This is a genomic window from Micromonospora reichwaldensis (assembly GCF_031845925.1).
Classification (GTDB): domain Bacteria; phylum Actinomycetota; class Actinomycetes; order Mycobacteriales; family Micromonosporaceae; genus Micromonospora; species Micromonospora reichwaldensis.
Genome location: NZ_JAVRFL010000002.1, coordinates 84347 through 109761, shown reverse-complemented (window position 1 = coordinate 109761; position 25415 = coordinate 84347). Strand labels below are relative to the sequence as shown.

Genomic DNA, 25415 nt, shown 5'->3' with positions numbered 1-25415 from the left:
CGTCAGGACATCCCCAGCTCGCGGTCGATGAAGTCGAAGACCTCGTCCGGCGTCGCGTCCTGGAGCTTCTCGGCGACGGTGTCGCCGTCCGCCGGCGCGTCGGCCTCGTTGAGGGAGGCCAGCAGCGCCCGCAGCCGCTCGGTGATCCGAATTCGGGCGCTGCGGTCCGGCGCCGAGCCGGAGAGCGCCGCTTCCAACCTGTCCAGCTCACCGAAGACCGGTGCGACCCCGACCACGCCGCCGTCGACGATCGCGGCCCGCACGTACTCGGCCAGCCCTGCCGCGGTCGGGTAGTCGAAGACGACCGTGGCGGGCAGCCGGACGCCGGTCGCCGCGGTGAGCCGGTTGCGCAGCTCCACGGCGGTCAGCGAGTCGAAGCCGAGTTCGCGGAACGCCCGGTCCGGCTCGACGGCGTCCATCGAGGCGTGGCCGAGCACCGCGGCGGCCTGCCCGCGTACCAGCTCCAGCAGCGTCTTGCGTCGTTCGGCGTCGGTCTGCCCGGCGAGCAGTGCGGCCAGGGACTCCGCGGAGACGCCGGTGTCCTCGGCCCGCTCGGCGACGGCCCGGCGCGCCTCGGCCACGCCCGCGATGAGCGGGCTGGGCCGCACGGCGACGAACCCGGGCACGTAGCGGGCCCAGTCGATGCCGACCACCATGGTCGCCGGCTCACCCCGCGCGACGCACTGCGCGAGCGCCGTGAGCGCGGCTTCGGTGTCGAGGCGCGCGACGCCGGTACGGCGGCGGCGCTCCTCCACGGCCTGGTCGGTGGCGGCCATCCCGCCGGCCGCCCAGGGGCCCCAGGCGACCGACGTGGCTGGCAGGCCCTGCCGGTGCCGCTGCTCGGCCAGGGCGTCGAGGTAGGCGTTGGCGGCGGCGTAGCTGCCCTGACCGGCGGCGCCGAGCTGACCGGCCAGCGCGGAGAACAACACGAACGCGCGCAGTTCCCGCCCGACGGTCAGCTCGTGCAGGTGCAGGGCGCCGAGCACCTTGGGTCGCAGGACGGTGGCGAGGCGGTCGGCGGTGAGCCCGTCGAGCACCCCGTCCTCCAGGACGCCGGCCGCGTGCACCACGCTGGTCAGCGGCGCGTCGGCGGGTACCTCGTCGAGCAGCTTCGCCAGCGCCGCCCGGTCGGCCACGTCGCAGGCCGCGACGGTCACCCGGGTGCCCGCCCCGGTCAGCTCGCTCACGAGTTCGGCGACGCCGGGGGCGTCCGCGCCGCGACGGCTGACCAGCATCAGGTGCTCGGCGCCCCGGGCGGCCAGCCAGCGGGCCACCTCGGCACCGAGCGCGCCGGTGCCGCCGGTGACCAGGGTCGTGCCCGGGTAGCCGGCCTCGTCGGTGGTCGGCTCACCGCCGGGCGCCCGCACCAGCCGGCGGACGAGGATGGTGGCGCCGTCGACCGCGAGCTGGTCCTCGCCGTCGAGGCCGGCGAGCGCGGCGCAGAGCAGGTCCCAGCCGTGGTCGTCCAAGGTGGCCGGCACGTCGACCAGGCCGCCCCACCGCTCGGGGTGTTCGAGGGCCACGACCCGGCCGAGGCCCCAGAGCAGCGACTGCTCCGGCCGGCCGGGCGCGCCGCTGCGGGTGGTGCCGGCGGCGCCCCGGGTGACGCACCACAGCGGCGCGGCGACGTCGAGGTCCCCGAGCGCCTGGATCAGCGCCAGCGAGCGGGCGAGGAAGGGCGGCACCGGCTGGGTGTCGTCGACCGCGCCGTCGGCGAGGGCGAGCAGCGACAGCACCCCGTCCACCGGAGCCGGTACGCCGTCGGGGGTGCGGACGGCACCGCTCAGGTGCGCGGTGAGGGCGGCCCGGTCGGTCAGGTTCTCCGGCACCAGCACCAGTCGGACGTCGGCGCCCCGGCGGGTCAGCTCGACCACCGCGGCCTCGCCCTCTTCCGGGTGCCGCTCGTCGGCGACGACCCACCAGGCGCCGGGCAGGAAGCTGACCGGTGTCCCGGTGTACGGCTGCCAGACGCTGCGGTACCGCAGGTCGTCGAGGCCGGACCGGTTGCGCTGCTGCCGCCGCCAGGAGGCGAGCACCGGCAGGGCGGCGCCCAGCCGCTCCAGGGACTCCGCCGCCTCCTGCTCGGTGAGTTCCGCGAGCGCCGCCAGGTCCTCGCGTTCGACGGCCGCCCAGAACGCGGAGTCGACGCCGCTCGGGGTCTCCTCGGCGTCGCCCTGCCCGGTCACCGCGGTCGGCCAGAAGCGGCTGCGGTCGAAGGCGTACGTGGGCAGCGCGACCGGGTCCGTCTCGGCGAGGACCGTGGTCAGGTCGACGGGCAGGCCGATCGTGTGCGCGGTGGCGAGGTTCGTCAGCAACCGCGTCGCGTCGTCGTCACCACGCCGCAAGCTGCCGAGGGTGTGCCCGGTGGCGCCGGTGTCGTCCAGGATCGCCGTGACCGGCATCGTCAACACCGGATGCGGGCTGATCTCGACGAACGTGGTGTGACCCGCCTCGACGGCCACGCGCACGGCGGCGTCGAACTGGACGGTCTGCCGCAGGTTGTCGTACCAGTAGTCCGCCGTCATCGACGTCGGGTCCACCCAGTCCCCGGTGAGCGTGGAGACGAGTCGGACGTGGCCCTGTCGCGGCGTCACGTCGGCCAGGTCGGCGCGCAACTGCTCGGCGACCTCCTGCACCGCCACGGAGTGCGACGCGTAGTCCACCGGGATCAACCGCGCGCGCACCCCGTCGGCCTGGCAGGACTCCACCAGGTCGGCAACCGGCTGCGGCGGACCCGACACCACCACCGTGGACGGGCCGTTCACCGCCGCCACCCCCACACCCGGGAACGCCGGCAGCCGCTCGGCCACCGCGTCGGCCGACAGGTCCACCGACGCCATCGTGCCGGTGCCCCGCAGGACCGTCAGTGCCCGCGAGCGCAGCGCCACGGCCCTCGCCGCGTCGTCCAGGCTGAGGATCCCGGCCACACAGGCCGCGCCGATCTCGCCCTGCGAGTGACCGACCACCGCAGCCGGAACCACACCCGCGTGCTGCCACACCGCCGCCAGGGCCATGCCGACGGCCCACAGCACCGGCTGCACGACCTCGACCCGCGCCAACCACGACTCGTCGTCACCGGTCAACACCGACACCAGGTCCACGTCCAGGTACGGGGCGAGGGCCCGCTGGCACTCGGCCAGCCGCGCGTCGAACACCGGCGTCCGACCGACCAGGCCGGCGGCCATCCGCGCCGACTGCGCACCCTGACCCGGGAACACGAACACCGCACCGGTTCCGGAGGCCGTACCCGTGACGAGGTTCCCCGCCGGCGCGCCGGCGGACAGGGCGTCGAGCCCCGCCACCAGCTCGGCCACGGTGGCCCCGACGACGGCGGCCCGCTGGTCGAACGTCGAACGGGTGGCGGCGAGGGACCAGCCCACCGCCGCCGCGTCGAGGTCGGCGTGCGCGCGGACGTGCTGGGCCAGGCGGGCGGCCTGACCGGCCAGCGCACCCTTCGACCGCCCCGACACCGTCCAGACGACGACGTCGGAGGCCACGAGCCCCGGGCTGCGGCCCACGGTGGCCTCGCCGTCGGGCTCGGCGCTCTCGGCGGGGAGGTCCTCGGGCAGTTCGATGATGACGTGGGCGTTGGTGCCGGAGATGCCGAACGAGGACACCGCCGACCGGCGCGCCCGGCCCACGGCCGGCCACGGCCGCGACTCGATCGCCAACTCGACGGCCCCGGAGTTCCAGTCGATGTGCGGCGACGGCTCGTCCACGTGCAGCGTCGCGGGGACCACGCCCTCGCGCATCGCCAGCACCATCTTGATCACGCCGGCGACGCCGGCGGCGGCCTGGGTGTGGCCGATGTTCGACTTGACCGACCCCAGCAACAGTGGCTCTTCGCGCTCCTGCCCGTACGTGGCCAGCAGGGCCTGCGCCTCGATCGGGTCGCCCAGCGTCGTGCCCGTGCCGTGCGCCTCGACCACGTCCACGTCGGCCGTGGAGAGCCGCGCCGACGCGAGGGCCTGCCGGATCACCCGCTGCTGCGAAGGGCCGTTCGGGGCGGTCAGACCGTTGGAGGCGCCGTCCTGGTTGACGGCGCTGCCCCGCACGATCGCCAGCACCTCGTGGCCGTTGCGCCGGGCGTCCGACAGCCGCTCGACGAGCAGCATGCCCACGCCCTCGCCCCAACCGGTGCCGTCCGCGCCTGCGGCGAACGCCTTGCACCGGCCGTCGGCGGCCAGGCCACGCTGCCGCGAGAACTCCACGAACAGCCCGGGGGTCGACATCACGGTCACGCCGCCGGCGAGGGCGAGGTCGCACTCGCCGCGCCGCAGCGACTGCACCGCCAGGTGCAACGCCACCAACGACGACGAACACGCCGTGTCCACCGACACCGCCGGCCCCTCCAACCCCAACGCGTACGCCACCCGACCCGACACCACACTCGCGGCGTTGCCCGTGCCCGCGAAGCCCTCCACCTCGTCCCCCGCCACCATCAGCAGGGCCCCATAGTCCTGACCATTCGTGCCCACGAACACCCCTGTTCGCGAACCCCGAAGGACCCCAGGCTCAACCCCTGCCCGCTCGACCGCCTCCCACGAAACCTCCAGCAGCAACCGCTGCTGCGGATCCATGGCCAACGCCTCGCGGGGGGAAATCCCGAAGAAACCGGCATCAAACTCCGCCGCCTCGTAGAGGAAGGCGCCGCTGCGGACGTAGGAGGTGCCGGTGGAATAGGGGTCGGGGTCGTAGAGCTTCTCGACGTCCCAACCCCGATCGCCGGGTAGGTCGGACACGGCGTCACGGCCGGCGTGCAGCATCTGCCAGAACCGCTCGGGGTCGTTCGCCCCGCCGGGGAAGCGGCAGGACATGGCGACGATGGCCACCGGCTCGTCGTCGCCGAGCGTCACCGGGGCGGCCTCGACGGCCACGGCGGCCTCGCCGCCCAGCTCCTCGTGCAGGTGCCGGGCGAGCGCGGTCGGCGACGGGTAGTCGAAGACCAGGGTCACCGGCAGCCGCAGCGAGGTGGCGGTGGCGAGCCGGTTGCGCAGCTCCACCGCCGTCACCGAGTCGAAGCCGAGGTCCCGGAACGCGTGATGCGGGTCGACGGCCTGGCCGTCGGCGTACTTGAGGACCGCGGCCGCCTGGTCGCGGACCAGGTCGAGCAGCGCCTGCTGGCGCTCGGCGGCGCTCATCCGGGTGAACGCGCCGGCGGGGCCGGCCTCGTCGGTCTCCTTCGCCTCGGCGAGGCCCTTGGTGGCCTGCAACCGCTGCGCCTCGGGGATCTCCGAGATCAGCGGGCCGGGTCGGGTGGCGGTGAACGCGACGAAGAACCGGTCCCAGGCGATGTTCGAGATGGTCAGGAAGGTCTCGTCGTGCTCCACGGCCTGGTGCAGGGCCGCGACGGCGAGGCGCGGGGGCATCTCGGGCGCGCCGTGGCGGTGCAGCATCCGGCCGAACTCGCCGTCGGCCATGCCGCCGCCGCCCCAGGCGCCCCAGCCGATCGAGGTGGCGGGCAGGCCGAGGGCCCGCCGGTGCTCGGCGAGGGCGTTGAGGAAGGCGTTGCCGGGGGCGTAGTTACCCACGCCGGAGCTGCCGACGGTGCCGGCCATCGAGGAGAACAGGATGAACGCGTCGAGGTCCAGCTCGCGGGTCAGCTCGTGCAGGTTCAGCGCGGTGGTGACCTTCGCGCTGAGCGCGTAGTCGACCTGCTCCAGGGTCAGCGAGTTGATCACCGAGTCGTCGAGCACGGCGGCGGTGTGCACGACGGTGGTCAGCGGGTGCTCGGGCGGCAGGTCGGCGAGGACGGCGGCGAGCGCCGAGCGGTCGGCGGCGTCGCAGGCGGCGACGGTGACCCGGGCGCCCAGTGCGACCAGCTCGGCCTCGAGGTCGGCGATGCCCTCGGCCTGCCGGCCGCGCCGGCTGACCAGCACCAGGTGCGCGGCGCCGTTGGCGGCGAGCCAGCGGGCCATGTGTCCGCCGAGCGCGCCGGTGCCGCCGGTGACCAGGGCGGTGCCGGAGGGCCGCCAGGTGCGCGGGGCGGGGGCGTCGCCGAGCGGGGCGTGCAGCAGTCGCCGGCCGAAGGCGCCGGCCCACCGCAGCGCGACCTGGTCCTCCCCGTCGGCGCCGGCGAGGACGCGGACCAGCCGGCGGCCGGCCGCGTCGTCGAGCTCGTCGGGGAGGTCGACGAGGCCGCCCCAGCGGTCCGGGTGCTCGAGCGCGGCGACCCGGCCGAAGCCCCAGGTGAGCTGCTGGAGCGGGTGCGGCAGCGGGTCGGCCGGGCCGGTGGCGACGGCACCCCGGGTGAGGCACCACAGCGGCGCGCGGACGCCGGCGTCGCCGAGCGCCTGCACCAGGGTCACGGTGCCGGCGAAGCCGACCGGCACCGACGGGTGCGCCGGGGCGGGCGTCTCGTCGAGCGGCAGCAGCGACAGGATCCCGGCGGGCGTGCCGCCGTCGGCGAGGTCGCGCAGCCGGGCGGCGAGCGCCGCGCGGTCCGTGCGGTCGGCGTCCAGCGCCAGCGGTACGACGGTGCCGCCGTGCCGCCGCAACGCCTCGGCGCAGAAGGCGGCCTCGGCAGCGCTCGTGTCGTCGGGGCCGGTGAGCAGCCACCAGGTGCCGGTGACGGCGGGCTCGCCGGCGGCGTCACCGGCGAGCGGCGTCCAGCTGTCCCGGTACCGCCACGAGTCCACGGTGGCCTGGTCACGGTGCCGGCGACGCCAGGCGGCGAGGACCGGCAGCACGTCCGCGAACGCGGCGTCCGGCACGGGCTCCGCCTCGGTCGCGCTGGCGAGTTCGGCGGTGAGCGCGGTCAGGTCCTCCGCCTCGACGGCCGCCCAGAACCGGGCGTCGACCTCGTCGTCCTGCACCGGGCCGGCGACGCCGGCGGCCGGGGCGGGCGCGGCGGACGGCTGCGGCCAGTAGAGCTGCCGCTGGAACGGGTACGTGGGCAGGTCGAGGCGGCGTCCGGCGAGGCCGGTGAAGGCGGGCCGCCAGTCCACCGGCGTACCCCCGGTCCAGACCTCCGCCAGGGCGCGCAGGAAGCGGCCGAGGCCGCCCTCGCCCCGGCGCAGGCTGCCGGTGACGGTGACCGCGTCCGGGTCGGCGGCGGCCAGTTCGACGCTCTCCTGCACGGCCATGGTCAGCACCGGGTGGGCGCTGACCTCGACGAAGGTCTGGTAGCCGGCGGCGACGAGGCTGCGCACCGCGTCGTCGAAGCGGACGGTCTGCCGCAGGTTGCGGTACCAGTAGTCGGCGTCGAGGGCGGCGGTGTCGAGCCAGTCCCCCTCGACGGTGGAGCGGAACCGGACCTCGCCGGTACGGGGCCGCAGCCCGGCGAGCAGGTCCAGGAGCTGCTCGCGCAGCTGCTCGACGTGGGCGGAGTGGGAGGCGTAGTCCACGGGGACGCGGCGCACCCGCACCTCGCGGGACTCGTAGTGGGCGACCAGCTCGTCGAGGGCGGCGCTGTCGCCGGAGACCACGACGGAGGTGGGTCCGTTGACGGCGGCCAGGGCGACCCGGCCGGCCCAGCGGGTGATCGTCGCGGTGGCCTCGTCGGCGGTGGTGGCGACCGAGACCATGCCGCCGTCCCCGGCGATGCCGGCGATGATCCGGCTGCGCAGGGCCACCACGGCCGCCGCGTCGTCCAGGGTGAGGCCGCCGGCGACGTGCGCGGCGGCGATCTCGCCCTGTGAGTGGCCGACGACGGCGGAGGGGCGCACCCCGTACGACTCCCAGAGCGCGGCGAGCGAGACGCTGACCGCGAACAGGGTGGGCTGCACGACGTCGACGCGCTCCAGCGACGGGGCGTCGGGCGCGCCGCGCACCACGTCGGTCGGCGACCAGTCGACGTACGGGCGCAGCGCCTCGGCGCAGGCGGCGAACTTCTCCGCGAAGACCGGGGCGGTGTCGAGCAGTTCGGCGGCCATGCCGACCCACTGGGAGCCCTGGCCCGGGAAGACGAAGGCGACCTCGCCCGGCGTGCCGGGGGCGCGGGTGACGGTCTGCGGGGTGGGCCGGCCGGCGGCGAGCCCGTCGAGGGACGCGGCCAGGTCGTCGCGGTCGGCGGCGAAGACGACGGCCCGGTGGTCGTGGGCGGCACGGGTGGCGGCCAGCGACCAGCCGACGTCGGCGAGGACGCCGTCGTCGACGGTGTCGAGGTGGTCGAGCAGGTCCCGGGTGCGGGCGGTGAGGGCGTCGACGGTGCGCCCGGAGAGCACCCAGGGCAGCTCCCCGGTCGGCCCGTCGGCCGCCGGCTCGGGCTCCGGCTCGTCGGCCGGGGCCTGTTCGAGGATGGTGTGCACGTTGGTGCCGCTGATGCCGAACGAGGAGACGGCGGCGCGGCGTACGCCGTCGGCCGGCTCCCACGGGCGGGCGGAGGTGAGCAGCTCGACGCTGCCGGCGCTCCAGTCGACGTGCGGGGTGGGCTCGTCCACGTGCAGGGTGGGCGGCAGCACCCCGTGCCGCATGGCCAGGACCATCTTCATCACCCCGGCCACACCCGCGGCGGCCTGGGTGTGCCCGATGTTCGACTTGATCGAGCCGAGCCAGAGCGGCCGGTCGGCGGGCCGGTCCTGCCCGTACGTGGCGATGAGCGCCTGCGCCTCGATCGGGTCGCCGAGGGTGGTGCCGGTGCCGTGCGCCTCGACGGCGTCCACCTGGTCGGCGGTCAGGCCCGCGTTGGCGAGCGCCTGCCGGATGACCCGCTGCTGGGCGGGGCCGTTGGGGGCGGTGAGGCCGTTGGAGGCGCCGTCCTGGTTGACGGCGCTGCCGCGCAGCACGGCGAGGACCGGGTTGCCGTCGCGGCGGGCGTCGGAGAGGCGCTGGAGCACCAGCAGGCCGACGCCCTCGCCCCAGCCGGTGCCGTCGGCGGCCCCGGCGAACGGCTTGCACCGGCCGTCGGCGGCGAGGCCGCGCTGGCGGGAGAAGCCGACGAAGATGCCGGGGGTGGCCATCACGGTGGCGCCGCCGGCCAGGGCGAGGTCGCACTCGCCCGTGCGGAGGGCCTGCGCGGCCAGGTGCATCGCGACCAGCGACGACGAGCAGGCGGTGTCGACGGTGACGGCCGGGCCGTGCAGCCCGAAGGTGTACGCCAGCCGGCCGGAGATGACGCTGGCGGAGGTGCCGGTGGCGAGGTAGTTCTCGTCGACGTCCCCGGCGGCCATCAGCAGCGAGCCGTAGTCCTGGCCGTTGGTGCCGACGTACACGCCGGTGCGGCTGCCGCGCAGGGCGGTCGGGTCGATCCGGGCCCGCTCGAACGCCTCCCAGGTGGCCTCCAGCAGCAGCCGCTGCTGCGGGTCCATGGCGAGGGCCTCGCGGGGGCTGATGCCGAAGAACGCCGGGTCGAACTCGCCGGCCCCGGCGACGAAGCCGCCCTCGCGGACGTAGCTGGTGCCGAGGTGCTCGGGGTCGGGGTGGTACAGCTCGGCGAGGTTCCAGCCGCGTTCGCCGGGCATGAGGCTCAGCGCGTCGGTGCCGGTGGCCAGCAGGTCCCAGAGCTGCTCGGGAGAGGTGACGCCGCCGGGGAAGCGGCAGCTCATCGCGACGATGGCGATCGGCTCGCGGTCGCGGCCGGTGCCGTCGGCGACCACCTCGCCGGTGGTGTGCCCGGCGGTGAGGCCGTGCAGGTGCGCGGCGAGTTCGGCGACCGTGGGGTGGTCGAAGACCAGCGTGGCGGGCAGGGTCATGCCGGTCTCGGCGGTGAGCCGGTTGCGCAGCTCGACGGCGGTGAGCGAGTCGAAGCCGAGGTCGCGGAAGGTGCGCTCGGGCAGCGGCTGGCCGGCCGGGTAGCCGAGCACGACGGCGGCCTGGGTGCGCACGAGGTCGGCGAGCTGCGGCAGGGACCGGCCGACCACCACGGCGCGGGCGGGGCCGGTGGGCACGGCGGGCACGCCGGGCAGGGCGGCGATCAGTGGCGTCGGGCGGCCCCAGGAGGCGGCGAGGCGTCCCCAGTCGACGTCGGCGACGGTGACGGCCGGCTCGGCGGTGTTGACCAGCCGGCCGAGGGCGGTGACGGCCTCGGCGACGGGGAGCGCGTCGACCCCGCCCCGGGCGAGCCGGGCGGTCAGCGCCGCGGCCATGCCGTCCTCGGCCCAGGCGCCCCAGGCGATGGCGGTGGCGGGCAGGCCCTGCTCGCGTCGCCAGGCCGCGAACGCGTCGAGGTAGGCGTTGGCCGCGGCGTAGTTGCCCTGTCCGGCGCTGCCGATGACCCCGGCGAGGGAGGAGAAGAGCACGAACGCGTCGAGGTTCCGGTCGGCGGTGGCCTCGTGCAGCACACGGGCGGCGCGGACCTTGCCGTCGAGGACGGCCTGCATCCGGGCCAGGTCGAGCCCGTCGAGGACGCCGTCGTCGACCACGCCGGCGGTGTGCACGACGGCGGTCAGCCCGGGCAGGTCCGCCACGAGGGCGTCGACGGCGGCCCGGTCGGTGACGTCGCACGCCACGACCCGCACCGCACCCAGCTCGTCGACCAGCTCGGCCGCGCCCGGCGCCGCCGGGCCCCGCCGCGAGGCCAGCACCACCTCGGCCGCCCCGTTGGCCAGCAACCAGCGGGCCACGTGCCGACCGAGGGCACCCGTACCGCCGGTCACCAGCACCGTCCCGGCGGGCCGCCAACCCGACCCGGCGGGCGGCGCGGCCGGCACCAGCCGCCGGCCGAGGACGCCCTGCGGGCGGATCGCCACCTGGTCGTGGCCGGCGTCGGCGAGGACGGCGAGCAGCGCGTCGGCGGCGGTCCGGTCGGCGCGGGCGGGCAGGTCGACCAGGCCGCCCCAGCGGTCCGGCTGTTCGAGGGCGACGACCCGGCCCAGGCCCCAGGCCAGGGCGGGCCACGGGTCGGCGGGGGTGTCGCCGCCGACGCGGACGGCGCCCCGGGTGAGGCACCAGAGCCGGCCGGGCAGGCCGGCGTCGGCGAGCGCCTGGGTGAGGGTGAGCAGCAGCGCGGCGCCGACGGAGACGGCCGGGGCGTCCGGCAGCGCCCGGTCGGTCGCGGGCAGCACGCAGAGCACGCCGGCCCAGCCCTGGTCGCCGTGGCCGCGCAGCAGCCCGGTCAGCTCGGCGCGGTCGGCGCCGGGGGCGACGGTGAGGGTGTCGACGTGGGCGCCGGCGCCGGTCAGCGTGCCGGCCACCCCGGCGTCGTCGGCGTCGGCGGTGACGACCAGCCAGCGGCCGGTCAGCGCGGGCGCGGCGGCGGGGCGTACGGGCTCCCACTCGACCCGGTACGTCCAGCCGTCCACCACGGCGTCACGCTGCCGGGCCCGTCGCCACGACGACAGCACCGGTACGGCCGGGGCGAGGGCCTCGACCGCCGCGGGGTCGTCCTGCACGGCCAGGTGGGCGGCGACCCCGGTCAGGTCGCCGCGCTCCACGGCCGCCCAGAAGTCCCCCTCGGCCGTGTCGGTCGGCGCGGTCGCCGCGGCGGTGCCGCCGATCTCGGGCCAGTAGCGCTGATGCTGGAACGCGTACGTGGGCAGGTCCACCCGCCGCGCGCCGGTGTCGGCGAACCACGGCTGCCAGTCGACGGCCACCCCGCGCACGTGCAGCTCGGCCAGCCCGGCCAGCAGCCCGTGGGCCTCGGGCCGGTCCCCGCGCTGCGCCGGCACGGCGAGCACGCCGTCCCCGTCCGGCAGGGCGTCGCCGACCATCGCGGTCAGCACGCTGCGCGGCCCGACCTCCAGGAACGTGTCCGCCCCGGCGGCGCGCAGCGCGGCGACCCCGTCGGCGAAACGGACGGCCTCCCGCACGTGGCGCACCCAGTAGTCGGCCGTGCGGATCTCCTCGGCGTCGGCGAGCGCGCCGGTCACGTTCGACACGACGGGCAGCGACGGCGCGGCGAAGGTGAGCTTGTCGAGCACCGCGCGGAACCTGGCGAGCATCGGCTCCATCAGCGGGCTGTGGAACGCGTGGCTGACCGTGAGCCGGCGCGTGCGTACGCCCCGGTCCTTCCAGAGCCGCTCCACCTCGTCCAGGGCCGCGACGGCACCGGAGACCACGACCGACGTCGGCCCGTTGACGGCCGCGATCCCCACGTCGGCCAGGCCGTCCAGCGTGGCGAGGACGTCGGCCTCGGCGGCCGCGACGGCCAGCATCCCGCCGCCCGTGGGCAGCGCCTGCATCAGCCGGCCCCGCGCCGCCACCAGCGCGCACGCGTGCTCCAGCGACAGCACCCCGGCCACGTGCGCGGCCGTGACCTCGCCGATCGAGTGGCCGGCGACCAGGTCGGGGGCGATGCCGAACGACTCGACGAGGCGGAACAGCGCCACCTCGACGGCGAACAGGCCGGCCTGCGTGAACACCGTCCGGTCCAGCAGCTCGGCGTCGGCCGAGCCCTCGGCGGCGAAGAGCACCTCGCGCAGGGGGCGCGGCAGGGCCCGGTCCAGGTACCCGCACGCCTCGTCGAGGGCGGCGGCGAAGACGGGGAACTCGGCGTACAGGTCCCGGCCCATGCCGGCGCGCTGCGCGCCCAGGCCGGAGAAGAGCACCGCGAGCTGGCCGCGCGGCGACCCGGCGCCGCGCACGACGGTGCCGGCCGGCTCCCCGGCGGCGAGGGCGCGCAGCGCGGCGAGCAGGTCGTCGCGGTCGGTCGCCGAGACGACGGCGCGCCGGTCCAGGGTGGAGCGGGAGGTGACCGACGAGAACGCCACGTCCAGCGGCCGCAGGGTCTCGTCGGCGGCGAAGCGGGCGGCCCAGCGGCCGGCCTGCGCGGCGAGCGCGGCGTCGGAGCGGGCGGAGAGCAGCACGGGGGCCACGGTGCGGGCCGCCGGAACCCTCGGCTCGGTGTCGGTCTCGGTCTCGACCTCAGCGGGAGCCGGGGCCTGCTCGATGATGGTGTGCGCGTTGGTGCCGGAGACGCCGAACGACGACACGGCGGCCCGGCGCGGGCGGTCCACGGCCGGCCAGGGCGTGGCGGCGGTGGCGAGGGTGACCGCCCCGGCGGTCCAGTCGATGTGCGGGGACGGCTCGTCGACGTGCAGGGTGGGCGGCACGACGCCGTGCCGCATCGCCATCACCATCTTGATCACGCCGGCGACGCCGGCGGCGGCCTGGGTGTGCCCGATGTTCGACTTGACCGACCCGAGCAGCAGCGGTGCGGCCTCGTCGCGGTCCTGCCCGTACGTGGTGAGCAGGGCCTGCGCCTCGATCGGGTCGCCGAGCCGGGTGCCGGTGCCGTGCGCCTCGACCACGTCCACCTGCTCGGGCGTGAGCCGGGCGTTGGCGAGGGCCTGGCGGATCACGCGGACCTGGGACGGGCCGTGCGGGGCGCTGAGCCCGTTGGACGCGCCGTCCTGGTTGACCGCGCTGCCCCGCACCACGGCCAGCACCGGGTAGCCGTGCCGCTGCGCGTCGGAGAGCCGGGTGAGCAGCAGCATGCCGATGCCCTCGGACCACGAGGTGCCGTCCGCGCCGGCGGCGAACGCCTTGCACCGGCCGTCGGCGGCGAGGCCGCGCTGCCGGCTGAAGCCGACGAAGACCGCCGGGGTGGGCATCACCGTCACGCCGCCGGCCAGGGCCAGCTCGCAGTCGCCGTTGCGCAGTGCCTGGGCGGCCAGGTGGACGGCGACCAGCGAGGACGAGCAGGCGGTGTCGACGGTGACCGCCGGCCCCTCCAGCCCGAGGGTGTACGCGACACGGCCGGAGATGACGCTGGTGGCGTTGCCGGTGAGCAGGTGCCCCTCGCCGTTCTCGGCCTGCGCCATCATGCCGTCGTAGCCGTGCGAGGACGCCCCGACGAAGACGCCGGTACGGCTGCCCCGTACGGCCGGCAGCGGCAGCCCGGCCCGCTCGAACGCCTCCCAGGAGGTCTCCAGCAGCAGCCGCTGCTGCGGGTCCATGGCGACGGCCTCGCGCGGCGAGATGCCGAACAGGTCGGCGTCGAAGTCGGCGGCGGCGTAGACGAAGCCGCCCTCGCGCACGTAGCTGGTGCCCGGGTGGTCGGGGTCGGGGTGGAAGAGGTTATCCAGGTCCCAGCCCCGGTCGGCGGGGAACGGCCCGATCCCGTCGCCGCCGTCGCGCACGAGCTGCCACAGCGCCTCGGGACTGTCGACCCCGCCCGGGTAGCGGCAGCTCATCGCCACGATGGCGATGGGCTCGGAGTCCCGGGTCTCCAGCTCGCGCAGCCGCCGCCGGGTACGCCGCAGCTCCGAGGTCGTACGCTTCAGGTACTCGACGTACTTCTCGTCCTCGTTGCTCACCGTGGACCTACCTCACTCGGCATGCCGATGTCGTTGCGGCTGATGTCGTTGCGGCTGGTGGTCACGACGTCTCCAGCTCGCGGTCGATCAGGTCGAAGATGTTCTCGGCGGTGGCCGACTCCAGGTCGTCGTCGCCGTCCGCGTCCGCCTGCCGCTCGGTCAGCCGGCCCAGCAGGCCGTGCAGCCGGTCGGTGATGCGGCGGAACTCGTCGTCGGTCGGGTCGAGCCCGACGAGCGCCGCCTCCAGCCGGTCCAGTTCCCGGCCGGCCGTCGACGCCTCGCCCGCCGGGGTCGCCGGGGCGAACTGACCGGCCAGGTGGGTGGCGAGCGCCTCGGGCGTCGGGTTGTCGAAGACCAGCGTCGCCGGCAGCCGCAGCCCGGTGGCCGCGCCGAGCCGGTTGCGCAGCTCGACGGCGGTGAGCGAGTCGAAGCCGAGTTCCCGGAACGCGCGGGTCGGCTCGATGCCGGCCGGGTCGCCGTGGCCGAGGACGACCGCCACGTGCGACAGCACCAGGTCGCGCAGGGCGCGTACCCGCTTGTCGACGGGCAGGGCGCGCAGCGTCTCGGCGTACGCCTGCCCGTCGGCGGCCTCACCGGCCGCGGCCCGGCGGCCGGCGGCGCGGACCAGGTTCGCCAGCAGCGGGTGCACGGGCGCACCGGGCGCGGCCACCCCGGTGATGATCTTCGCGGGCATCAGCGTCGCCCGCTCGGAGCGCCAGGCCGCGTCGAACAGGGCGAGGCCCTCCTCGTTGGACAGCGCCGCCATGCCGCCCCGGTCGAGCCGGCGGATGTCGGCCGAGTCGAGGTGCCCGGTCATGCCGCTGGCCTGCGCCCAGCGGCCCCAGGCCAGCGCGACGGCCGGCAGGCCGAGGGCCCGCCGGTGCTCGGCGAGGGCGTCGAGGAACGCGTTGCCGGCGGCGTAGTTGCCCTGGCCCGGTCCGCCGAACACGCCGGCGGCGGCGGAGAAGAGCACGAACGCGCTCAGCTCGTGGCCGAGGGTGGCCCGGTGCAGGTTCCAGGCCACGTCGACCTTGGGCCGCAGCACCGTGTCGAGGCGGTCCGGGGTGAGCGACTCGACGGTGGCGTCGTCGAGGACGCCGGCGGCGTGCACGACGGCGCGCAGCGGGTGCCGCCGGTCCACCATGGAGAGCACGTCCGCCACGGCGTCCGGGTCGGCCAGGTCGGCGGCGACGATCGACACGTCCGCGCCGAGCGCCTTCAGGTCGGCGAGCAGCTCGTCGGCGCCCTCGGCGTCCGGGCCGCGCCGGCTGACCAGGAGCAGTTGCCGGGCGTCGTGCGCGGTGACCAGGTGCCGGCAGAGCAGCGCGCCGAGGGTGCCGGTCGCCCCGGAGACCAGGACCGTGCCGTCGAGCCGGGGCGACTGCGGGACGCTCAGGGCGAGCTTGCCGACGTGCCGGGCCTGGCTGAGGAAGCGGAACGCCTCGGGGGCGCGCCGGACGTCCCAGGTGCGCCGGGGCAGGGGCCGCAGCGCACCGGCGGCGAAGAGCGCCATCAGCTCGGCCAGCATCGCGCCGATCTTCGCCGGGCCGGCCTCGATCAGGTCGAAGACCTGGTAGCTGACCCCCGGGTGGTCGGCGGCGACCCGCTGCGGGTCCCGCTTGTCGGTCTTGCCCATCTCGACGAACCGGCCGCCGTCGGCGAGCAGCCGCAGCGACGCGTCGACGTACTCGCCGCTGAGCGCGTTGAGCACCACGTCGACGCCCCGCCCGCCGGTGCGGTGGGCGAACTCGTCGGCGAAGTCGAGGCTGCGGGAGGAGGCGAGGTGCGCGTCGTCGAAGCCGGTGGCGCGCAGCGCCGGCCACTTGCCGGGGCTGGCCGTGCCGTAGACCTCCGCGCCGAGGTGGCGGGCGATCTGCACGGCGGCCATGCCGACGCCGCCGGCCGCCGCGTGCACGAGCACGGACTCCCCGGCGCGCAGCCGGGCCAGCTCCACCAGGCCGTACCAGGCGGTCAGGAAGACCACGGGCACGGCGGCGGCGTCGGTGTACGACCAGCCGTCGGGGATGCGGGTGAGCAGCCGGCGGTCGGTGACCGCCGCCGAGGAGAACGAGCCGGAGAAGATGCCCAGCACCCGGTCGCCGGGGGCGAGGTCGGTGACCCCCGGCCCCACGCCGAGCACCACGCCGGCGCCCTCGTTGCCCAGCACCTCCTGGTCGGGGACCATGCCGAGGGCCAGCACCACGTCGCGGAAGTTCAGCCCGGAGGCACGCATCCCCACCAGGACGTGGCCCGCCGGCAGCTCCCCGGAAACCTCGGGGGCGGGCAGCAGGGCCAGGTTCTCCAGCGTGCCCTTCTCGGTGACGTCGAGGCGCCACGGCACCTCGTCGGCGGGCAGCGGCAGCACCCCGGCGTCGCGGGCGCGGGCCAGCCGGGGCACCAGCGGCACGCCGTCACGCAGCGCGAGCTGCGGCTCGCCGGAGGCGACGGCCGCCGGGACGGTCGCCAGGGAGGCGGCGGCGTCGTCGGTGTCGAGCAGCGTGAACCGGCCGGGGTGCTCGGACTGCGCCGAACGCACCAGCCCCCACACGCTCGCCCGGGCCAGGTCGCGCGGGGCCTCGCCCGGGGCCGCGCCGACCGCGCCCCGGGTGTGCAGCACCAGCCGGGACCGCTCCAGCCGGGGCTCGCCCAACCACTGCTGCACCAGCGCGAGCGCGTCGCGGGCCGCGTCGTGCGCGGCTTCGCCGGCCCGCTGCGGGTCCGTCTCCGCGCCGGAGCGCAGGTCCAGCACCACATCGGGTACGTCCCCGGACTCCTCGAACGTCGCGACCAGTGCCGCCAGGTCGGCGTGGGTCCGCACCGGGTGCCCGGCGGCGGCGAGCGCCCCGGCGAGGCCGAGGGTGTCGTCGCCGAGCAGCGCCCAGCGGGCCTGCCCCGCCGCCGCGTCGGTGCCCGGCAGCGGCGTCCAGTCCAGGTGGAACACCGAGGTGCGGCGCAGGGCGGCGGCCTCGTCGGCCCGGCCCGCGGCGACCGGACGGAACGTCAGCGACTCGACGGTGGCGACCGGCTGGCCGGCGGTGTCGGCGAGGGTGACCGCGACGGTGTCCGGGCCGAGCGACCGCAGCCGCGCCCGCAGCCGGGTGGCGCCGTGGGCGTGCAGGGCGACCGAGCGGAAGGCGAACGGCATCCAGCCCGCCCCGGAGGTGTCCGCGGCGTCGCCGAGCAGGGCGGTGACCCCGCTCGCCTGGAGGGCCGCGTCGAACAGGGCCGGGTGCAGGCCGAAGCGGGACGCGTCGGCGGTCGCCTCCTCGGGCAGGGCCACCTCGGCGTAGACCTCGCCGTCGCCACGCCACACCCGGCGCAGGCCACGGAAGGCGGGGCCGTAGCCGAGGCCGCCCTCGGCCATCTGCGCGTACCAGGCGTCCAGGTCGGCGTCGACCTCGACGGCGTCGGCCGGCGGCCACTGCCCCGGTACGGCGATCGGGGCGGGCAGGTGCGGCAGCAGCAGGCCCTCGGCGTGCCGGGTCCACTCGGCGTCGGTGTCCTCCTCGGGACGGGAGTGCACGGTGACGCTCCGCTCGCCGCCGTCGCCGGGCGGGCCCACGCGTACCTGCACCTGGATCGCGCCGGCCGGCGGGAGCACCAGCGGGTTGATCAGCGTCAGGTCGCCCACCTGGCCGGCGTCGACCTCGTCGCCGGCCCGGACCACCATGTCGACCAGCCCGGTGCCGGGGACGATCACCGCCCCGCCGACGGCGTGGTCGGCCAGCCACGGGTGGGTACGCACCGACAGCCGCCCGGTCAGCACCACCGTCTGGTCGTCGGCGACGGGCACGGCCGCGCTGAGCAGCGGGTGGTCGGTGTCCTGGAGGCCGGCGGAGCCGACGTCGCGTACCCGGTGCGCGGGGGCGTCCAGCCAGAAGCGTCCGTGCGCGAAGGCGTACGTGGGCAGCGCGACGGCGTCGGTGCGGGCCAGCACGGCCGTCAGGTCGACGGGCAGGCCGATCGTGTGGGCGGTGGCGAGGTTCGTCAGCAGCCGCGTCGCGTCGTCGTCACCCCGCCGCAGGCTGCCCAGCGTGTGCCCGCTCGCGCCGGCGTCGTCCAGGATCGCCGTGACCGGCATCGTCAGCACCGGATGCGGGCTGATCTCCACGAACGTGGTGTGCCCGGCGGCGACCGCCACGCGCACGGCCGCGTCGAACTGGACGGTCTGCCGCAGGTTGTCGTACCAGTAGCCGGCGGTCATCGACGACGGGTCGACCCAGTCCCCCGTCAGCGTCGACACCAGCCGGGTGTGGCCCGGCTGCGGCGTCACGTCGGCCAGGTCGGCACGCAGTTGCTCGGCGACCTCCTGCACCGCCGCCGAGTGCGAGGCGTAGTCCACGGGGATCAGTCGGGCGCGCACCCCGTCGGCCTGGCAGGACTCCACCAGGTCGGCGACCGGCTGCGGCGGACCCGACACCACGACCGTGGACGGGCCGTTGACCGCCGCCACCCCGACACCGGGGAACGCAGTGAGGCGCTCGGCGACCGCGTCGGCGGAGAGGTCGACCGAGGCCATCGTGCCGGTGCCCCGCAGCACGGTCAGTGCCCGCGAGCGCAGCGCCACGGCCTTAGCCGCGTCCTCGATGCTGAGGATCCCGGCGACACAGGCCGCGCCGATCTCGCCCTGCGAGTGACCGACCACCGCAGCCGGAACCACACCCGCGTGCTGCCACACCGCCGCCAGGGCCATGCCGACGGCCCACAGCACCGGCTGCACGACCTCGACCCGCGCCAGCCACGACTCGTCGTCACCGGTCAACACCGAGATCAGGTCCACGTCCAGGTACGGGGCGAGGGCCCGCTGGCACTCCGCCAACTTCGCGTCGAACACCGGCGTCCGACCCACCAGGCCGGCCGCCATCCGCGCCGACTGCGCACCCTGACCCGGGAACACGAACACCGGGCCCGCGCCGTGGGGCGTGGCGGTACCGGCGACGACGTTCCCGGCCGGCGTCTCGGACGCCAGGGCGTCCAGCCCCGCCAGCAGCTCCGCGGAGGTGGCACCGACCACGGCGGCCCGCTGGTCGAACACCGACCGGGTCGTCGCCAGGGACCAGCCCACCGCCACCGGATCGACCTCGGCGCGCTCCCGCACGTACTGCGCCAGCCGGGCCGCCTGGCCCGCCAGGGCGGCCTTCGACCGCGCCGACACCGGCCACACCACGACGCCCGACGCCACCAGTCCGGGGCCGGCCACGGCGGGGGCGACGGCCTCCGGCTCGTCGGCCTGCTCGATGATCACGTGGGCGTTCGTGCCGGACATGCCGAACGACGACACCGCCGCCCGACGCGGCCGCTCCACCGCCGGCCACGGCCGCGACTCGATCGCCAACTCGACGGCGCCGGCAGACCAGTCGATGTGCGGGGACGGCTCGTCCACGTGCAGCGTCGCGGGGACCACGCCCTCGCGCATCGCCAGCACCATCTTGATCACACCCGCCACGCCCGAGGCGGCCTGGGTGTGCCCGAGGTTCGACTTGATCGAGCCGAGCAGCAGCGGCTCGTGCCCCTCGCGGCCCTGCCCGTACGTGGCCAGCAGCGCCTGCGCCTCGATCGGGTCACCCAGGGTCGTGCCCGTGCCGTGCGCCTCGACCACATCCACGTCGGCGGCGCCCAGCCGGGCACCCGCGAGGGCCTGGCGGATCACCCGCTGCTGCGACGGGCCGTTCGGCGCCGTCAACCCGTTGGAGGCGCCGTCCTGGTTGACCGCGCTGCCCCGCACGATCGCCAGGACGCGGTGACCGTTGCGCCGGGCGTCCGACAGCCGCTCGACGAGCAGCATGCCCACGCCCTCGCCCCAACCGGTGCCGTCCGCAGCCGCCGCGAACGCCTTGCACCGGCCGTCGGCGGCCAGCCCACGCTGCCGCGAGAACTCGAAGAAGGTGCCGGGGGTGGCCATGACCGTGACGCCACCGGCGAGGGCCATGTCGCACTCGCCGCGCCGCAGCGACTGCACCGCCAGGTGCAACGCCACCAACGACGACGAACACGCCGTGTCCACCGACACCGCCGGCCCCTCCAACCCCAACGCGTACGCCACCCGACCCGACACCACACTGGCGGCGTTGCCCGTGGCCCCGAACCCTTCGGCCTGCTCCCCCGCAGCCATGAGCAGGGCCCCATAGTCCTGACCATTCGTGCCCACGAACACCCCTGTTCGCGAACCCCGGAGGACCCCAGGCTCAACCCCTGCCCGCTCGACCGCCTCCCACGAAACCTCCAGCAGCAACCGCTGCTGCGGATCCATCGCCGCCGCCTCGCGCGGCGAGATCCCGAAGAAGCCCGGGTCGAACTCCGCCGCCCCGTCGAGGAAACCGCCCTTGTCGGTGTAGGTGGTGCCGGGGTTGGCCGGGTCGGGGTCGTAGAGCCGGTCGAGGTCCCAGCCCCGGTCGGTCGGGAAGTCGCCGATGGCGTCCACGCCGTCCGCGACGAGGCGCCACAGCCGCTCGGGGTCGTCGACGCCGCCGGGGTAGCGGCAGGCCATGGCGACGATGGCCACCGGCTCGTCGACGGCGACCGGGGCGGCGACGGGGGCCGGCCCGGCGTCGGCGTCGGCGCCGAAGAGGCCGGCGAGCAGGAGCCGGGCCAGCACGACCGGCGTGGGGTGGTCGAAGACCAGGGTGGTGGGCAGCGCCTGCCCGGTGGCGGCGACGAGCCGGTTGCGCAGCTCCACCGCGGTCAGCGAGTCGAAGCCGAGGTCCCGGAACGCGGTGGTCGCCGGGATGGCCGCGGCCCCGCCGTCGTGGCCGAGCACGTCGGCGGCGAGTTCCCGGACCAGGTCGGCGACGGCCTCCTCGCGGCGGGCCGCGGCCAGCCCGGTGAGCCGCCGGCGCAGGGTCGCCGCCGGGCCCTCGTCGCCGTCGTCGACCGCGACGCCGCCGTCGAGGGCGGCCCGCGCCTCCGGTACGCCCTCCAGCAGCGGCCGGCGGCGGGCGGAGGCGTACGCGGGGGCGAACCGGGCCCAATCCACGTCGGCCACCGTCACGGTCACGTCGTCGTGGTCGAGGGCCTGCTGCAACGCGCCCATGGCGACGGTCGGGTCCATGGCGGGCAGGCCCCGGCGGCGCAGGTTGCGCTCGGCGTCCGCCGCGTGCATGCCGCCGTCGGACCACGGCCCCCAGGCGATGGCGGTGCCGGCCCGGCCCTCGGCCCGCCGCCGCTGCACCAGCGCGTCGAGGTAGGCGTTGCCGGCCGCGTACCCGGCCTGCCCGCCGCTGCCCCAGGTGGCGGCGATCGACGAGTAGACGACGAAGGCGTCCAGTTCCCGGTCGGCGAGGAGGTCGGCGAGGTGGGCGGCACCGGCGGTCTTGCCGACGGTCACCTCGGCCAGCTCGGCGGGGGTGACCTCCGCCAGCGGGGTGGCCTGCGCGATGCCGGCGGTGTGCAGGACGGTGCGCACGGGCGGGCCGTCGGCCTCGACCCGGTCGAGCAGCTCGGCGAGGGCGGCCCGGTCGGCGATGTCGCAGGCGGCGACGGTGACCCGGGCCCCGAGGCCGGTCAGCTCGGCCTCCAGCTCGGCGGCGCCGGGGGCGTCGGGTCCGCGCCGGCTGACCAGCACGACGTGCTCGGCTCCGGCGGCGGCGAGCCAGCGGGCGGCGCGGGCGCCGAGTCCGCCGGTGCCGCCGGTGATCAGGGCGGTGCCGGCGGGCGTGAACCGGCGCGCCGGCGGGCGGTCGCCGAGGGCGGCGCGGACCAGGCGGCGGGCGAAGACGCCGGGACCGCGTACCGCGAGCTGGTCCTCGCCGGTCGATCCGGTGAGGATCGCGGCGAGCCGGGTGGCGGCCCGGTCGTCGGGCTCCGGCGGCAGGTCGACCAGGCCGCCCCAGCGGTGCGGCGCCTCGACGCCGACCACCCGGCCGAGGCCCCAGATGGCGGCCTGCGCCGGGTCGGCGAGCCGGTCGTACGAGGCGGCGGCGACCGCGCCCCGGGTGACCAGCCACAGCGGCGCGGCCAGGCCGGCGTCGCCGAGCGCCTGCACGAGCGCGAGGGTGGCGGCCAGGCCGGGCAGGACGGTGCTGTCGGCGGCGGGCGGCTCGGCGGCGAGCAGGGAGACGACGCCGGTGGGTTCGGTGCCGGCGAGGGACGCCGCGAGGCCGGCCCGGTCGGCGTCCGGCTCCACGGTCAGCGGCAGCACGTCGGCGCCGGCGCCGGTCAGCGCGGCCCGGACGGTCTGCACCGCCGGGTCGTCGGCGCCGCCGGCGGGCAGCGCCAGCAGCCAGGTGCCGGCCAGCCGGGCGGGGGCGGGTTCTCCGGTCACCTGCCAGTCGGCCCGGTACCGCCAGCCGTCGAGCACCGAGTGTTCCTGCCGCTGCCGCCGCCAGTCGGCGAGGACGGGCAGCAGGGTACGCAGCGACTCGGCGGCGGCGGTGTCGGTGACGGCGAGGGTGTCGCGCAGCGCGTCGAGGTCGGCGCGTTCGACGGCCGCCCAGAACCGCCGGTCGAGCGCGCCGGCCCCGCCCGTCGTGGTGTCGTCGGCGGGCGCCTCGGCCGGCACCCAGTAGTGCTGCCGCTCGAACGGGTAGGTGGGCAGGCCGACGAGCCGGCCGGGCCGGTCGGCGAGGAGGTCCGCCCAGCGCACCGGGGTGCCGGCGACGTGGAGCTGGGCGAGGGCGGCGAGCAGGGCGCGACGGTCCGGGCGGTCCCGCCGCAGCACCGGCACCACCACGGCGGGGGCGGCGTCGCCGGCCTCGGCCCCGGCGAGGGTCTCCTGGATGCCGGCGGTGAGGACGGCGTCGGGGCCGACCTCCACGAAGGTGCCGACGCCGTGGGCGCGCAGGGTGCGTACGCCGTCGGCGAAGCGGACCGCCTCCCGGACGTGGCGCACCCAGTAGTTCGGGTCGGTGAGCTGCGCCGGGTCGGCCAGCTCGCCGGTCAGGTTGGACACCACCGGCAGGGTGGGGGCGCGCAGGTCGAGGCCGGCGGCGACGGCGGCGAACTCGGCGAGCATCGGCTCCATCAGCGGGCTGTGGAAGGCGTGGCTGACCCGCAGCCGCCGCACCTTCACCCCCCGGCCGGTCCAGAGGTCGGCCAGCTCGTCGATGGCCGCGCCGTCGCCGGAGACGACGACGGCGCCGGGGGCGTTGACGGCCGCGACGGCGACCCGGTCGGTCAGCGCGGCGATCGACTCGGCGACCCGGGCCTCGTCGGCGGCGACGGCGAGCATCGCGCCGCCGGCGGGCAGGGCCTGCATGAGCCGGCCCCGGGCGGCGACGAGGGCGCACGCGTCGTCGAGGGTGAGCACACCGGCGACGTGGGCGGCGGTCAGCTCGCCGACGGAGTGCCCGGCGACCATGTCCGGGGCCAGCCCCCAGGAGCCGAGCAGCCGGTGCAGCGCCACCTCGACGGCGAAGAGCGCGGCCTGGGTGAAGACGGTCTGGTCGAGCAGCGCCGCCTCGTCGGTGCCGGGCTCGGCGTGCAGCAGCGGCTTCAGCGGCCGGGGCAGCCGGTGGTCGAGGTGGGCGCAGACCTCGTCGAGGGCCTCGGCGAAGACGGGGTACGTCCCGTACAGCTCCCGGCCGGCGCCGGCGCGCTGCGCGCCCTGGCCGGAGAAGAGGAACGCGACCCCGCCGCGTTCGGCGGCGGCACCGGTGACCAGGCCGGGGGCGGGCCGGTCGTCGGCGAGGGCGTGCAGGGCGGCGAGCAGGCCGTCGCGGTCGTCGGCGAGGACGACCGCCCGGTGCTCCAGGGGCGAGCGGGAGACCACCGAGGTCCAGGCGACGTCGGCCGGGCGCACGTCCGGGTCGTCGGCGACGTACCGCGACCAGCGCTCGGCCTGGTGGCGCAGCGCGGCGCGGGTGCGGCCGGTGAGCAGCACCGGCGCGGGCGCGGGCGGCTGCGGCCGGTCGGCCTCGGCGCGGGCCGGCTCGGGCTGTTCGAGGATGAGGTGGGTGTTGGTGCCGCTCATGCCGAAGGAGGAGACGGCGGCGCGGCGCGGCCGGTCCACGGCGGGCCACGGCGTGGCCTCGGTGACCAGGGTGACCGCGCCGGCGGCCCAGTCCACGTGCGGGGTGGGCTCGTCGACGTGCAGGGTGGCCGGCACGACGCCGTGCCGCATCGCCTGCACCATCTTGATCACCCCGGCGATGCCGGCGGCGGCCTGGGTGTGGCCGATGTTGGACTTGATGGAGCCGAGCAGCAGCGGCGCGGCGTCGCCGCGCTCCCGGCCGTACGTGGCGAGCAGAGCCTGGGCCTCGATCGGGTCGCCGAGGGTGGTGCCGGTGCCGTGCGCCTCGACCACGTCGACCAGGTCGGGGGTGAGCTTCGCGCCGGCCAGGGCCTGCCGGATGACCCGCTGTTGGGACGGGCCGTTGGGGGCGGTCAGGCCGTTGGACGCGCCGTCGGAGTTGACCGCCGAGCTGCGGATGACGCCGAGCACCGGGTGGCCGTTGCGGCGGGCGTCGCTGAGCCGTTCCAGCAGCAGCATGCCGACGCCCTCGGACCAGCCGGTGCCGTCGGCGGACGCGGCGAAGGACTTGCACCGGCCGTCGGCGGCGAGGCCGCGCTGCCGGGAGAACTCGACGAACGGGCCGGGGGTGGCCAGCACGGTCGCGCCGCCGGCCAGGGCGAGGCCGCACTCGCGTTGGCGCAGCGCCTGGCAGGCGAGGTGGATGGCGACCGACGCCGACGAGCAGGCGGTGTCCACGGTGACCGACGGGCCCTCCAGCCCGAACGTGTACGCCAGTCGGCCGGAGACGACGCTGGCGGCGGTGCCGGTCAGCACGTACCCCTCGACGCCGGGGGCCCGGTGCAGCACGGCGGCGTAGTCCTGCCCGGAGGTGCCGACGAAGACGCCGGAGCGGCTGCCGCGCAGCGACAGCGGGGCGATGCCGGCCCGCTCGAACAGCTCCCAGGTGACCTCCAGCAGCAGCCGCTGCTGCGGGTCCATGGCGACCGCCTCGCGCGGCGAGATGCCGAACAGGGCGGCGTCGAAGCGCCCCGCGTCGTGCAGGAACCCGCCGGAGGTGGTGTACGAGGTGCCGGCGTTGTCCGGGTCGGCGTGGTAGAGCCGCTCCAGGTCCCAGCCCCGGTCGGTGGGGAAGTCGCCGATGGCGTCCCCGCCGGACGAGACGAACTCCCACAGCTGTTCGGGCGAGCTGATGCCGCCCGGGTAGCGGCAGCTCATCGCCACGATCGCCACCGGCTCGGACTCCTCGGCGGTGACCTCACGCAGCCGTTGGCGGGTCTGCTGAAGTTCGGCGACGACCCGCGTCAGGTATTCGCGCAGCCGCTCTTCGTCCGCCATGACATCTCGCTTTCTCGTGACACCACAGGTCTGCG

Annotated in this window: 2 protein-coding genes; both read right to left on the bottom strand. The window is 76.5% G+C overall.

Going from position 1 to position 25415, the window contains the following annotated elements; all coding sequences use genetic code 11:
• Positions 1-2: 2 nt before the first annotated feature.
• Complete coding sequence (locus tag RM555_RS01875; RefSeq protein WP_311410123.1) at positions 3-14135, bottom strand: type I polyketide synthase; 14133 nt, start codon at positions 14133-14135, stop codon at positions 3-5.
• Positions 14136-14196: 61 nt separating this feature from the next.
• On the bottom strand, positions 14197-25380 hold the full coding sequence (locus tag RM555_RS01870) for a type I polyketide synthase (RefSeq protein ID WP_311410122.1): 11184 nt from the start codon (positions 25378-25380) through the stop codon (positions 14197-14199).
• Positions 25381-25415 lie beyond the last annotated feature (35 nt).